11 protein-coding genes and 1 pseudogene are annotated in these 13,065 nt (G+C 43.4%); 6 read left to right on the top strand and 6 right to left on the bottom strand.

Features of this window, described 5'->3' with window-relative positions; translation table 11 throughout:
- Positions 1-15 precede the first annotated feature (15 nt).
- The 4 genes from GNE05_RS09640 (at position 16) to GNE05_RS09625 (ending at position 5,131) form a co-directional block, all read left to right on the top strand.
- Positions 16-1,554 carry a glycoside hydrolase family 43 protein gene (locus GNE05_RS09640; RefSeq protein WP_160183201.1) on the top strand — a complete coding sequence of 513 codons (1,539 nt, stop codon included), beginning with the start codon at positions 16-18 and terminating at the stop codon, positions 1,552-1,554.
- A gap of 51 nt (positions 1,555-1,605) precedes the next feature.
- Positions 1,606-2,877, top strand: coding sequence for a glucuronoarabinoxylan endo-1,4-beta-xylanase XynC (locus GNE05_RS09635; protein ID WP_014418044.1), 1,272 nt, complete (start codon positions 1,606-1,608; stop codon positions 2,875-2,877).
- Positions 2,878-3,020: 143 nt separating this feature from the next.
- Positions 3,021-3,728 (top strand): response regulator transcription factor, encoded by a 708-nt coding sequence (locus GNE05_RS09630; protein WP_103526844.1) that lies wholly within the window; start codon positions 3,021-3,023, stop codon positions 3,726-3,728.
- A 2-nt stretch (positions 3,729-3,730) separates the two neighbouring features.
- A complete protein-coding gene (locus tag GNE05_RS09625; RefSeq protein WP_160182698.1) occupies positions 3,731-5,131 on the top strand; it encodes a sensor histidine kinase in 1,401 nt (466 codons plus the stop codon).
- A 50-nt stretch (positions 5,132-5,181) separates the two neighbouring features.
- Here GNE05_RS09625 and GNE05_RS09620 read toward each other — a convergent pair whose 3' ends face one another.
- The gene (locus GNE05_RS09620) at positions 5,182-5,493 is read right to left on the bottom strand and encodes a magnetosome magnetite crystal formation protein family (RefSeq protein WP_017417895.1); all 312 of its coding nucleotides are present in this window, start codon (positions 5,491-5,493) and stop codon (positions 5,182-5,184) included.
- 449 nt (positions 5,494-5,942) lie between these two features.
- Between GNE05_RS09620 and GNE05_RS09615 the strand changes: the two genes are divergently transcribed.
- Together GNE05_RS09615 and GNE05_RS09610 are read left to right on the top strand one after the other, a co-directional pair.
- A complete protein-coding gene (locus GNE05_RS09615; protein WP_160182697.1) occupies positions 5,943-7,442 on the top strand; it encodes a cellulase family glycosylhydrolase in 1,500 nt (499 codons plus the stop codon).
- A 259-nt stretch (positions 7,443-7,701) separates the two neighbouring features.
- A complete protein-coding gene (locus GNE05_RS09610; RefSeq protein WP_160182696.1) occupies positions 7,702-8,838 on the top strand; it encodes an alpha/beta hydrolase in 1,137 nt (378 codons plus the stop codon).
- A gap of 267 nt (positions 8,839-9,105) precedes the next feature.
- Here GNE05_RS09610 and GNE05_RS09605 read toward each other — a convergent pair whose 3' ends face one another.
- The 5 genes and pseudogenes from GNE05_RS09605 to GNE05_RS21455 all read right to left on the bottom strand — a co-directional run bounded on the left by GNE05_RS09605 (position 9,106) and on the right by GNE05_RS21455 (position 13,005).
- Positions 9,106-9,375: a hypothetical protein gene (locus tag GNE05_RS09605; protein WP_014418037.1), complete on the bottom strand. Its 270-nt coding sequence runs from the start codon at positions 9,373-9,375 to the stop codon at positions 9,106-9,108.
- A 144-nt stretch (positions 9,376-9,519) separates the two neighbouring features.
- Positions 9,520-9,783 carry an MFS transporter gene (locus tag GNE05_RS20985; RefSeq protein WP_014418036.1) on the bottom strand — a complete coding sequence of 88 codons (264 nt, stop codon included), beginning with the start codon at positions 9,781-9,783 and terminating at the stop codon, positions 9,520-9,522.
- A 181-nt stretch (positions 9,784-9,964) separates the two neighbouring features.
- Positions 9,965-11,593 carry a YndJ family protein gene (locus GNE05_RS09600; RefSeq protein WP_100261815.1) on the bottom strand — a complete coding sequence of 543 codons (1,629 nt, stop codon included), beginning with the start codon at positions 11,591-11,593 and terminating at the stop codon, positions 9,965-9,967.
- Positions 11,587-12,195, bottom strand: a complete 609-nt coding sequence (locus GNE05_RS09595) for a DUF4166 domain-containing protein (protein WP_094295887.1) — start codon at positions 12,193-12,195, stop codon at positions 11,587-11,589. Before GNE05_RS09595 ends, GNE05_RS09600 begins: the two co-directional genes overlap by 7 nt.
- Positions 12,192-13,005, bottom strand: a pseudogene (locus GNE05_RS21455) (hypothetical protein). Before GNE05_RS21455 ends, GNE05_RS09595 begins: the two are co-directional and overlap by 4 nt.
- Positions 13,006-13,065 lie beyond the last annotated feature (60 nt).

Genomic DNA, 13,065 nt, shown 5'->3' with positions numbered 1-13,065 from the left:
CAGGAGGATGTTAAGCTGATGAAAAAGTGCAGCGTATGTTTATTTGTTCTTGCTTTATTATTGAGCTGTTTACCTGGGGAATATGCGAATGCGGTAAGCACTCCAATTGCAAAACATGTTGGGAATTCAAATCCGCTTATCGACCATCATCTGGGCGCGGATCCGTTTGCGCTGACCTATAACGGAAGAGTCTACATCTATATGTCAAGCGATGACTATGAATATAATAGCGACGGCACGATTAAGGATAATTCATTTGCCAATTTGAATAAAATATCCGTCATATCTTCAGCGGATATGGTGAACTGGACAGATCACGGAGCGATTCCCGCAGCGGGTGCCAATGGGGTGAATGGCGGCCGGGGGATTGCCAAATGGGCAGGAGCATCATGGGCCCCGTCAGCCGCGGTGAAAAAGATCAACGGTAAGGATAAATTTTTCCTTTATTTCGCAAACGGCGGCGGAGGTATCGGGGTTCTCACCGCAGACAGCCCGACCGGTCCGTGGACAGATCCGATCGGAAAACCGCTGGTGACGCCAAGTACACCAGGAATGTCCGGTGTTGTATGGCTTTTTGATCCGGCAGTATTCGTAGATGATGACGGTACCGGTTACCTATATGCCGGCGGAGGCGTTCCTGGCGGTTCAAATCCAACGCAGGGACAATGGGCCAATCCTAAAACAGCAAGAGTCATGAAATTAGGGCCTGATATGACCAGTGTTGCCGGAAGTGCATCTACGATTGATGCGCCTTTTATGTTTGAAGATTCGGGAATGCATAAGTATAACGGAAAATATTACTATTCCTATTGTATCAATTTCGGGGGCGCGCACCCGGCCGATAAACCTCCAGGTGAGATCGGGTATATGACCAGCTCAAGTCCTATGAATTCTTTTTCGTATAGAGGGCACTTTCTGAAAAATCCGGGAGCATTTTTCGGAGGCGGCGGAAACAATCACCATGCTGTTTTCAATTTTAAAAACGAGTGGTATGTGGTGTATCATACTCAAACTGTCAGCTCCGCTCTTTACGGGGCCGGCAAAGGATACCGTTCTCCCCATATCAATAAGCTTGTGCATAATCCTGATGGCTCCCTGCAAGAGGTAGCGGCAAATTTTGCAGGTGTCAAACAGCTATCCAACTTGAATCCATATCACCGGGTAGAAGCGGAAACGTTTGCCTGGAACGGACGGATTTTGACAGAGGCATCCTCAGCACCCGGCGGGCCGGTCAATAATCAACATGTCACAAACATTCATAACGGAGACTGGATTGCTGTTGGAAATGCAGACTTCGGGTCAGGCGGTGCCAGAACGTTTAAAGCAAATGTAGCATCCGCTCTTGGCGGAAAAATAGAAGTGCGACTAGACAGTGCAAACGGTAAGCTTGTCGGAACCTTGAATGTCCCTTCCACAGGCGGAACGCAATCCTGGAGAGAAATAGAAACTGCGGTAAGCGGCGCATCCGGTGTTCACAACGTATTCTTTGTATTTACGGGAACTGGTACAGGAAACTTGTTTAACGTTGATTACTGGCAGTTTACACAAAGATAAGCAAAGGTACGTTTTCTAAGTCCATAAAAGACATATGAAAGAGAGGAAAAAATGATGTCGAGCGTAAAAAAATCAATTTGTGTATTATTGGTATGTTTCACAATGATGTCCGTCATGCTCTTAGGACCGGGAGTTACTGAAGTTTCAGCAGCAAGTGATGCGACAGTTAATATATCTGCAGATAGACAAGTGATTCGCGGTTTTGGAGGAATGAACCACCCGGCTTGGATTGGAGATTTGACTGCGCCTCAACGGGAGACCGCTTTTGGCAATGGACAGAATCAGTTAGGTTTTTCGGTCTTAAGAATTCATGTAGATGAAAATAGAAATAATTGGTACAAGGAAGTGGAGACTGCAAAGAGTGCGATCAAACATGGAGCAATCGTTTTCGCTTCCCCTTGGAATCCGCCGAACGATATGGTTGAGACTTTCAATCATAATGGTGACACATCAGCTAAGCGGCTGAGATACGATAAGTACGCCGCATACGCGCAGCATCTTAACGATTTCGTTAATTTCATGAAGAGTAATGGTGTGAATCTGTATGCGATTTCTATGCAAAACGAGCCTGATTACGCTCACGAATGGACATGGTGGACGCCCCAAGAAATCCTGCGTTTCATGAGAGAAAATGCCGGTTCCATTAATGCCCGCGTGATTGCGCCGGAATCATTTCAATACCTGAAAAATATATCGGACCCCATTTTGAACGATCCGCAGGCGCTTAGGAATATGGATATCCTCGGAGCCCACCTGTACGGCACTCAGGTCAGCCAGTTCCCTTATCCTCTTTTCAAACAAAAAGGAGGAGGGAAAGAGCTATGGATGACGGAGGTATACTATCCGAACAGTGACAACAATTCAGCGGATCGCTGGCCTGAGGCTTTAGGTGTTTCAGAGCATATTCATCATTCAATGGTAGAGGGAGATTTTCAAGCTTATGTGTGGTGGTACATCCGCAGATCATACGGCCCTATGAAAGAAGATGGGATGATCAGCAAACGCGGATACAATATGGCTCATTTCTCAAAATTTGTGCGCCCTGGCTATGTAAGGATTGATGCAACGAAAAATCCTGAACCGAATGTTTACGTGTCAGCCTATAAAGGAGACAATAAAGTCGTGATTGTTGCCATTAATAAAAATAACACAGGGGTCAACCAAAACTTTGTACTGCAGAATGGAACTGCTTCGCAAGTATCCAGATGGATCACGAGCAGCAGCAGCAATCTTCAACCTGGAACGGATCTCAAAGTAACGGACAATCATTTTTGGGCCCATCTTCCGGCTCAAAGCGTGACAACATTTGTTGTAAAGCGTTAAAGGCATCAGCATTGCAATAAGCCAATTTTCTTACTCGAAAAAGAAAATTGGCTTATTTTCTGTGGGAGAGAAGTGTTGATTTTTTTAACGATACACGGACATTGGGTATAATAATGACAATGACTTCAAGGAGTGATCAATATATGTCACGGCTTCACAGCAAAGTATTAATCATAGACGATGAAAAAGAAATTTTGGAACTGATCAAAACCGTATTAATAAGAGAAGGCATTGATCGCGTAGTGACCGCTTCGACTGCCCGTGACGGATTGGCTCAATTTCATCAAGAAAATCCCGATCTTGTGATATTGGATATCATGCTGCCAGACGGTGAAGGCTATGATATCTGCAAGCAAATAAGAGACATTTCACACGTTCCTATTATCTTTTTGTCTGCAAAGGGGGAGGAAACGGATAAAATTGTAGGACTTGCCATCGGCGGAGACGACTACATTACAAAACCCTTCAGCCCTAAGGAAGTTGCATATCGGGTCAAAGCGCAGCTGAGACGGGTCTCTTACTTACAGCCTTCTCAAACCGGAACCGTAATAAAAAAAGGACCATTTGAATTAAACCAACAACAAGCTGAGCTCACCAAAAATGAAGCGGCTATTGAGTTAACACCTAAAGAACTTATGCTTATGACCTATTTTCTGCAGCATCCCAATCGGGTGATCAGTAAAGAAACACTCTATCAAGCTGTATGGGGAGAAGATTTCTTCGGTTCTGACAACACGGTGATGGTTCATATACGCAGGCTCCGTGAGAAAATAGAAAACACTCCATCAAAACCAGACTTTCTCGTCACTGTGAAAGGGTTAGGCTACAAATTTGTTGTAAAGGATGCGTAAGGATGAATTGGCGATTAACAGGCAGATATATGGTCTCTGTCATTATCGTGACCATCATTACAGTCTTCATTAATTTATTTATTTTTATGTTTTGGCTCGTTTTCCAGGCGAACAGCCAACATGACGAAGAAAGTACACCGGAAACTTTCACAAGATCATTCCGACAATATGTCACGTTATCGAACAATGGTATCACAGTAAACAAAGAGGGCCAAAAAGCTTTAAAAGAGCAGAATGCATGGATTCAAATATTAGATGAAAACGGACAGGATGTTTATCATGATAGAGAACCTAAAGGACTGAAGAAAAAATATACGCCTATTGAAATTGTAAATTTACATAAATATAAGGATGAACGATTATTATCAACCATTTACGCCGGCGGGAAAAAAGTAAACGGCAAGGAGTACAGTTACTTTATAGGGTTTAAAAATCCCTCTCTCGGAAAATATGTCCTCTCATATGATACCAAGGAATTTGTGACGAAGTTCAATGCAGGAACCATCATATTATTATCAATAGATGCATTGATCGCGTTACTCATTGGCTATCTATTCAGCCGGCAGCTCACAAAACCGCTCGGCCGTGTCATTCAAGGAATCCAGCGGTTAGCTAATGGAGATTATACGATCAAAATGAAATCCAAAGGCATTTATAAAGATGTCTTCTATAATGTCAATCATTTATCGGAACAACTATCTTCAAGCAAAAAAGAAAAAGATAAATTAGAGCAAATGCGTGAAGAGTGGATCAGTCATATTTCTCATGACATTAAAACACCATTAGCATCTATTCAAGGCTATGCAGAAATCATCCAAGATCCAAATTATCATCTAACAGCCGAACAGATCAGAGAGTACGCTCAGATCATTGAGAGTAAATCCCTCTATATGAAAGATGTGATGGAAGATTTAAATTTAACGACAAGGCTGAAAAACAACGATGTGATGCTACATACAGAACGGGTAAACCTTGTATCGCTGCTGCGGGAAACGTTAATTGATATGTTAAACGATTCTAGATATGCGGATAAGTCCATTGAGCTTCAAACGAACGTGGAAAAGCTGATGCTGAACCTTGATGCGATATTGATTCGGAGAGCGGTCACGAATCTCATTTTAAATGCCCTCGTTCACAATGATCCTGATGTGAAGATCGTTGTACGGCTTGAACAAAAAGAACGGACTCATGTGACAATTAAGGACAACGGCAAAGGGATAGAAGAAGAGGAGCTGGAAAAAGTGTTTGATCGCTATTACAGGGGCACAAATACAGGAACGACGCATGCAGGCTCTGGTCTTGGAATGGCCATAGCAAAGGACATTATCCAAAAGCACGGAGGGGACATCACCATTCACAGCACCGCGGGAGAAGGGACAACGATAGATATACAATTATCATAATGGCTATACAAAAAAACGGTTCTGTTGATTAATAACAGAACCGTTTTTTCCTATTGTTCCGAAAACACTTTGATTCCTTTGACAATGTTCCAAATGAAAAAATAGATCGCCACAAGGAATGTAACAGCATACGTCGCAAGCAGGAAAGGCCCAGCATGTCTGATATCATTCATACCAAGTAAACCTGAAGCGATGATGCCAATTCCAAAAATCAAATAAGGAATCAAATGCGTCCACAAAGATTTTTTGGCATGATATTTCACATCGTCCTGGCCTAAGAAATAGACGATAATCGGAAACAGAAACGGCGCAAAAAATATACTGAAGTAACATAATGAAGACAAAATTTTATTTTCTCTCAAACCTTTTCACCTCTATGATTTATTGAAGGGGGAATTCTTCTGGCTGAATCCCTCACTGAAGTACAATTTTATTGTACAACTCCAACCTTAACCCGTATTAATCCGAACCTTACATCAACCTTAAATTAACAAGGACTCGTCTTCTTACAGCAATCATAAGATTCAATGCCATATTGAGACTCATCACATTCAGCGTGTCTACGTTGGAAATACATTTAATTTTTCGATTCGATTGAAAAATGACGTGTAAAGTCCCGATTCAGCCCGATTTTCTTTGTTCTATATGTGTCAGGTGTGTCTTATTCAATAGAGATAGAGCAAATTTACAGGCTTTTACACCTCCCAAAAACAAGAAATTAGGTTGATAGACAATCATGAGAAAGATTTTTACAATGAGTTCGAGCTCATAAGAAAGAGCCAAAATGATGCGAAGGAGGAAAAGATCAGATATGAAACGGTCAATTTCTGTTTTTATTACGTGTTTATTGATTGCGGTATTGACAATGGGCGGCTTGCTGCCTTCGCCGGCATCAGCAGCAGGGACAAAAACGCCAGCAGCCAAGAATGGTCAGCTTAGCATAAAAGGTACACAACTTGTAAACCGAGATGGCAAAGCGGTACAACTGAAAGGGATCAGTTCACATGGATTGCAATGGTATGGCGATTTCGTCAATAAAGACAGCTTAAAATGGCTGAGAGACGATTGGGGCATCACCGTTTTCCGCGCGGCGATGTATACGGCAGATGGCGGTTATATTGACAACCCGTCCGTGAAAAATAAAGTAAAAGAAGCGGTTGAAGCGGCAAAAGAACTTGGGATATATGTCATCATTGACTGGCATATTTTAAATGACGGCAACCCAAACCAAAATAAAGAGAAGGCAAAAGAATTTTTCAAGGAGATGTCAAGTCTTTACGGAAACACGCCAAACGTCATTTATGAAATTGCAAACGAACCAAACGGTGACGTGAACTGGAAGCGTGATATTAAACCGTATGCGGAAGAAGTGATTTCCGTTATCCGCAAAAATGATCCAGACAACATCATCATTGTCGGAACCGGTACATGGAGCCAGGATGTGAATGATGCTGCCGATGACCAGTTAAAAGATGCAAACGTCATGTACGCGCTTCATTTTTATGCCGGCACACATGGCCAATTTTTACGGGATAAAGCAAACTACGCACTCAGCAAAGGAGCGCCTATTTTCGTGACGGAATGGGGAACAAGCGATGCGTCTGGAAATGGCGGTGTATTTCTTGACCAGTCGTGGGAATGGCTGAATTATCTCGACAGCAAGAACATCAGCTGGGTGAACTGGAATCTTTCTGATAAGCAGGAATCATCTTCGGCTTTAAAGCCGGGAGCATCTAAAACAGGCGGCTGGCCGCTTACAGATTTAACTGCTTCAGGAACATTCGTAAGAGAAAACATTCGCGGCACTAAAGATTCAACGAAAGACGGCCCTGAAACGCCAGCACAAGATAACCCCACACAGGAAAAAGGCGTTTCTGTACAATACAAAGCAGGGGATGGGCGTGTGAACAGCAATCAAATCCGCCCGCAGCTTCACATAAAAAATAACGGCAATGCGACGGTTGATTTAAAAGATGTCACTGCCCGTTACTGGTATAACGCGAAAAACAAAGGCCAAAACGTTGACTGTGACTACGCGCAGATGGGATGCGGCAATCTGACCCACAAATTTGTGACGCTGCATAAACCTAAGCAAGGTGCAGATACCTACCTGGAACTGGGGTTTAAAACAGGAACGCTGTCACCGGGAGCAAGCACAGGGAATATTCAGCTTCGTCTTCACAACGATGACTGGAGCAATTATGCACAAAGCGACGATTATTCCTTTTTCCAATCAATTACGTTTAAAACAACGAAAAAAATCACATTATATCATCAAGGAAAACTGATTTGGGGAACAGAACCCAATTAGTTAAGCTTTAGGCGGACATCAGCAACGATGTCCGCTTTTGTCATCTTAAACAGCAATACAAGGAGGTTTACGTGGCGGATGAAACTCTGAAACAGTATATGAGCCTGTACAAATGTTGTTAGCAATCTCAAGAAAGCCAAGGAGTAGATATGATTCACTGAACATATGATGTAATCGTTTCACAGTTTTGAAAAGCGTTTATAGCACAATGTATGTATTTCACATCCGCCACTTTTATTACGTAAGGGGGAACAAGAGAATGAAAAAGTATGACGCATTTCCAGAGCCAATTGGCGGCTATACTGTCGGCCGAACCCAGATGGATTTTGAGTACACGGCATCAGATCATACAAAAAGAGAACTGACGGCGTTTGTGTACTATCCGTCTGACAGCAGCGAAGGGAAGACTACATCAGCGTACATGTTTCCTGAAGTCTGCGAAATGCTTGATGAGCAGCCGCTTCTCACTGCGTTGAAGGATGCTTACTCTATAGATATCAAGACCCAATGTTACGACGACCTTGCTCTCTCCGGGAAAGAAAAACGCTATCCGGTGTTATTTTATGTTTGCGGCGGGGGCGGTTCTCCAGAATGGGGTACAGTGATCTGTACAGACTTGGCAAGTATGGGATATGTTGTGGCAAGCATCGGCCATCAGAATAGCACGATGTATAAGCGTAAAGATGGGCGCCTGTTTAATGTATCAAAGGATTTTTCGGATGTCATTATAGCGTTTTCTGAAGATCCGGAGATGCTGGCTTTGGCAGGTAAGATGGAGATGCGGCCCGACGATGAAACTGCCATTGAGATGTGCCAAAACGTGCTTACACTGCCGATACTTGACAAGTTAACAGAGTATAGTGAATTACAGGCAGAAGATGTAAGGTATGCAGCCGATTATCTTGTCAAATTGGACTCTGGAGAGCTGAATTCCATCTTTAAGGGCAGATTGTTGCTTGACATCGGCATGGGCATAGTCGGACATTCTTATGGAGGGCCTACGACGGCGATTGTTTGCCGGGACGACGAACGGTTCGCCTGCGGGATTGGCTTGGATAGCGGTGCGTTCGGCCTTCAGGGCAGCGACCTTAAGAAACCCTTTTTGCTGCTGTTTTCTGAACCTAACTACAACATGAATGCGATCATTGGCGCTAACAATAGCATGGATACCTATTATTTCTCTGTTGATCGTGCTGCGCATTTAGATTACTGCGACATCGTGTTTACCAGTGTGAATGAGGAACTTAGAGGCGAACGGGATGCCATGGAGATGCGAAATCTTGTTACAGACTATACGAAGAACTTTTTTGATCATTACATACTGCAGAAGGCTGCAAGTGTGGAAAGTCCGGCATACGATGGCGTGGCCTTGATCAAGAAGACCAGCAACAAGTGACATAACCGATTAAAATACTCAAACTGAAAAACCTTTATGACCAATTTTAATTTATTAAGGACGTAGAGGTTTTTTAATATTACACTACAAAAAGGGGATGCTGTTAGAATAGATCTACTTTTATATTCTCTTCACAATTCCTAGTTTACATAATATATATTCTAGGAAGTTAAATCTTTAATGAAAATTCTGTCTCGTTATCTTAAGTATACTTAGTTGGTGAGACAGAATTAAAAAATAGGATGTATTACGATTTGTATTTATTTCTTACTGCTTTACATAGCATCGATCTTTATAAATTGTTTCACACTTTACTTCTTCCACATCAACTTTGCCATCGGATAATCTTGTGTAAACATAAACCCATTTTTCATTTCCGTTTTTAATAAACATGTCGAATTTAAAAGCGTCAGTATATTTGTCCATGACCCAGATCAATCCCGGAAGAGTTTCTGCTTTTGCTGGCGACACAGAAACTAATAATGCTCCAGCAATTACAGCCGCACCGGCTATTTTTTTAATTTTACTTTTTAACATTAATATTGCCCCCTTATGATTTATTGCCTGCTGCTTTCTCACTTAGCAGGTAATCTGATTTTACCATCTTGTACAAAGGGAATTTGTCATATTTTGTAGATAGGATACTTATTTTCACTAAAAATACATATATTGTCATGAATTTTATCCGATCCCCACATACAACAAGCTGATTTCTTTCTCACTGACACCTATACGCAGCGCATATGCCGTTGTGAAGCCAAACATTTTCGTAAAAATCATGTCATGGGCTAAAATGGATAAAAACGAGATTTTCAGCAAGGACATATGCCCGGCTGCCTTCACCATACCGCTCAATGTAACAGGTATCTTTGCGGTCGTTTTCATTTCGCGAATCATGAAAGACAGGCAAAGACTGGCAAGACCGAGGCTGCGTCCCATCCTCATTCACTGACAACATAACCGCTCATGCCCATCCCTGACAGCTGAGCTAACACGAGAATAAATGAGATCCAGCGGATGACTCCTTTCGTGTCATCCGCCGCAAAATAGCTCGCAAATAAAATGGTGAATATAACCCATGTAGATGAGAAAAAGCCGCCTGATGAACAGACGGCTCTGCAGCTTGTTATTTGCTTCGGTTACCTGCGGAAGCGTGAGTGATCCGATAATGCACAGTTAAAAATTTCAGTCCGAACAGCCACATATGATGAACGGCCTTCAGGCTTGTTTCGCTCTGGGCTGAAATAAGAAATGTCTCTGCCAGCGGAAGATGACACGCCCCCCATTTCGTCTGCAGATAAATCCCTTCATCACCCGCTCCGCTTTTTCGCCGTCTGCTTGTCAAAACAAGATTCTGCTTACGCGCATAAGGTTTTAAAATGCCCGTCATTTGGCCGTACGGCAGCGGGAGAGATATATTCATGTATCCTTCCCCTTTTGCCCTGTACTCTGAATACAGCGCAGTAAAAACGGTTTTCTGCTTTTCATTTGTTCTGATCCACGCACGGACATTTTTTCTGCCGTCTTTGTCAGAGTCAACGCCTATGATATCACTGTGCATAATATACCAATCCGGATTCATGGACAGGTGAATCTGCCCCGCTCTTCTGCTGAACGGCTCGTACACGCGCGCGAACGGACGAAACCATCTGCTCCACGTCACTTTTGCCATGATGTCATAATCAATTGTCTCTTCATAAAAGGAAATAACGGCCGGCGCCAGTTTTTCAATTGAAAAGTCTTCAGAATGCAGTTCTCTCATCTGATTCAGAAGGCCGGTATAATGGATGTCATTTGCTGCATGAATATCAGTCAAAAATTCTTTGCCTATCGTTCTCTTCCCGTAAATACGGCTGAACGTTCTATCACTGCCCTCATCAAACGGTCTCGGATTTTCCAACCTCCACCCCGCCAAAGCCGGCAGGATAACGCCGAATGCATTGACGGCCCCGTGAATCCAAATCATCTGGCTGATCGTGAGCGTTGCCTCCTCGCGGTAGACACCGTACGAATATATCAAAGAAAAAGCAATTGTGATCATTAACACAGCCGAAGAACTCCTGATCAAGATCCTGCCTGTTTTCGTAACAAACGGCGCCTTAAAGACGAGATATGCATTTACATACAGACCCGCCAGATACAGAGCGACAGCAATCACATCAAGTGTCTTTGAAAATGTAATCCCCAAGGCAATAAGGATCGGCGAAATCAAAATAATGACCGTGCTCCACCGGTAAAGTTCGCGTTTCTCCCGTATGATCCTGCCGAGCAATCCGTTAAAGATCGGAATGAGAAAAGCGGAATAGTGAAAGTGCACCGCCGTCAGCAGAACGATAAGCGGGCCGAAATTCATGACGGGAATCTCAAGGACATATGCGAAGAACCAGAATCCGCCCCCGGCCAAATAAATGAAACCCGCCATAACAGACATCTCTTCTGTTCTGTGAATATTTGTTTTCATCAGCCGCCGGACAGCATACAGTGCCAGCCCAAACGTATAAATGAGCCACACAACGGCAAAAAAACTGAAGTCTGTGACAAGCGCAAGCACCGCACATAAAGCGGCAACAGGATAACTCCGTAACAACACATTCTCTAAGGTCTTTGACGGCCGAAAAGCAAAATCGAATACAGCAGGAACGAAAAAAAGTACGGAAAATAAAACAAACGTCTCAGCAGCTGATATATGCGGAGCTTCAGCCGCCGCAAATCCCAAAAAGCAAATCACGCTTACCATGAGATGACGCTTCAGCATGTTTCTCCCTCTGTTTCCCGGAAAGTCCCCCGGTAAGAGAAAAGCGTGCCGAGTATCCGATTTTTCACATGAACCTTTATGCTGAAGCTATTCATTTCCTCATCATAAGCCTCATAAACGGTTGAACTGCCGCACAGCCATGCCGGAAGCGGGATTTTCTTTCCGCCTATCAGGAGCCACTGCCTTCCGGATGTAATAACAAGCCCTCCTTCTGAAGACGCTTCTAAATGCAGTTCAGACAGTAGGATGCGGGGTTTGCCGAAGTAATCAAGAATTCTGTTTTCCCGCTCATCATATTCCATGACCGCATCAAAAAAACGCGTTTTGCCTTTAAAGAAAAAGGTACGATTCCATTCCACGCCATTTTGCCTGTTTTTGTTTTCGATAGTGAAAGGGATATCGTTTCCCCTCTCTAAGAAAAAACATCTGAAAAAAACACCTGTCTTTAAAAGCATTCTGACAAGAAAAGAACCTCCCTTTATTTCTGACATAACGCCTTCTCCGCAAAACGTGCGTGATCCGTCAAATCTGTACCGTTTCTGCAGCATCGGGTGCAGTGATTGATAATGAGTAATCGTTTTTTCATACATTGAATCCGTCATTTCACTTCTCTCTTTCGCTTTGTATGCCAGGCGCTCGGCAGCTTGAGCTTAAGAATCATGCCGGCTATCGTAAGCACTCCTAATGAGATCACGAATCCGCCGCCGGAATATAGCAGTGCCGTTACACAAAAGAAGACTGACTGCCCGGTGTGAATCAGCCACTTTCTCCGCATGGGAAGCAGCCATAATACCCCTAACCCTGTCTCCAGCGCTCCCCTCACGATCTCTGCATCGGCACAGCCATCATGAAAGCCTTGAAAAAGCAATACATACTGAATACGAGACACATACAGACATAGACAAACCCGAAACGGACTGATATCTTCGGATGTCTGTTTTGTTCTATCCAAAGCCGCAACGCATCAAAGCTCCATGCGGTAGCCCAGCTTAGCAGAGGACGAAATAAAAACCGGTCTATCCAACTTCCCGGCAGACCGCGGGCCGTTTCATATTGATATTGAGTCAAAAATGCGGTTTGTCCGTTATCCCGCTCTATATACTTCCAGTAGCCCCTGCCTTCTTTTATAAGTGACAGCGGATGATCAGAGGCAAAAGCGAGCGAAGACACTCTTTCTGACGAGCGAGGCCTTATGTCACCTATTGATTCGCCCGTGCCGCATACCTTCAGCCCAAAACCGATTCGTGTTTCATATAGAAATCTCTGCGGTTCATCTGGCAGCCTATGAAGATATGTAATGTCAGAAAAACGCAGATCCCATTCCTTATGAAGATGCGGGTTTGCGTATATTCCCAAAGCGTTTCTATATCAGATGCAATATAGATTTCGACATATATCGGCTTCTGTTTCATGCCCCCTCCTCTTCCCTTCTTTTGTAAACAATTCCTATATTATCATAGGAACAGATCAAG

Source organism: Bacillus sp. AM1(2019) (assembly GCF_009906915.1).
In the GTDB taxonomy this organism is placed as follows: domain Bacteria; phylum Bacillota; class Bacilli; order Bacillales; family Bacillaceae; genus Bacillus; species Bacillus velezensis.
The sequence above is the reverse complement of the archived record's forward strand: the minus strand, read 5'-3'. Positions and strand labels throughout refer to the sequence as shown.

Bases quoted from the DNA above. Each gene is read 5' to 3' on its own strand.
- GNE05_RS09635 (WP_014418044.1), top strand. From the start codon at position 1,606: ATGATGTCGAGCGTAAAAAAATCAATTTGTGTATTATTGGTATGTTTC.
- GNE05_RS09630 (WP_103526844.1), top strand. From the start codon at position 3,021: ATGTCACGGCTTCACAGCAAAGTATTAATCATAGACGATGAAAAAGAA.
- GNE05_RS09625 (WP_160182698.1), top strand. From the start codon at position 3,731: ATGAATTGGCGATTAACAGGCAGATATATGGTCTCTGTCATTATCGTG.
- GNE05_RS09615 (WP_160182697.1), top strand. From the start codon at position 5,943: ATGAAACGGTCAATTTCTGTTTTTATTACGTGTTTATTGATTGCGGTA.
- GNE05_RS09610 (WP_160182696.1), top strand. From the start codon at position 7,702: ATGAAAAAGTATGACGCATTTCCAGAGCCAATTGGCGGCTATACTGTC.
- GNE05_RS09605 (WP_014418037.1), bottom strand. From the start codon at position 9,375: ATGTTAAAAAGTAAAATTAAAAAAATAGCCGGTGCGGCTGTAATTGCT.
- GNE05_RS20985 (WP_014418036.1), bottom strand. From the start codon at position 9,783: ATGAGGATGGGACGCAGCCTCGGTCTTGCCAGTCTTTGCCTGTCTTTC.
- GNE05_RS09600 (WP_100261815.1), bottom strand. From the start codon at position 11,593: ATGCTGAAGCGTCATCTCATGGTAAGCGTGATTTGCTTTTTGGGATTT.
- GNE05_RS09595 (WP_094295887.1), bottom strand. From the start codon at position 12,195: ATGACGGATTCAATGTATGAAAAAACGATTACTCATTATCAATCACTG.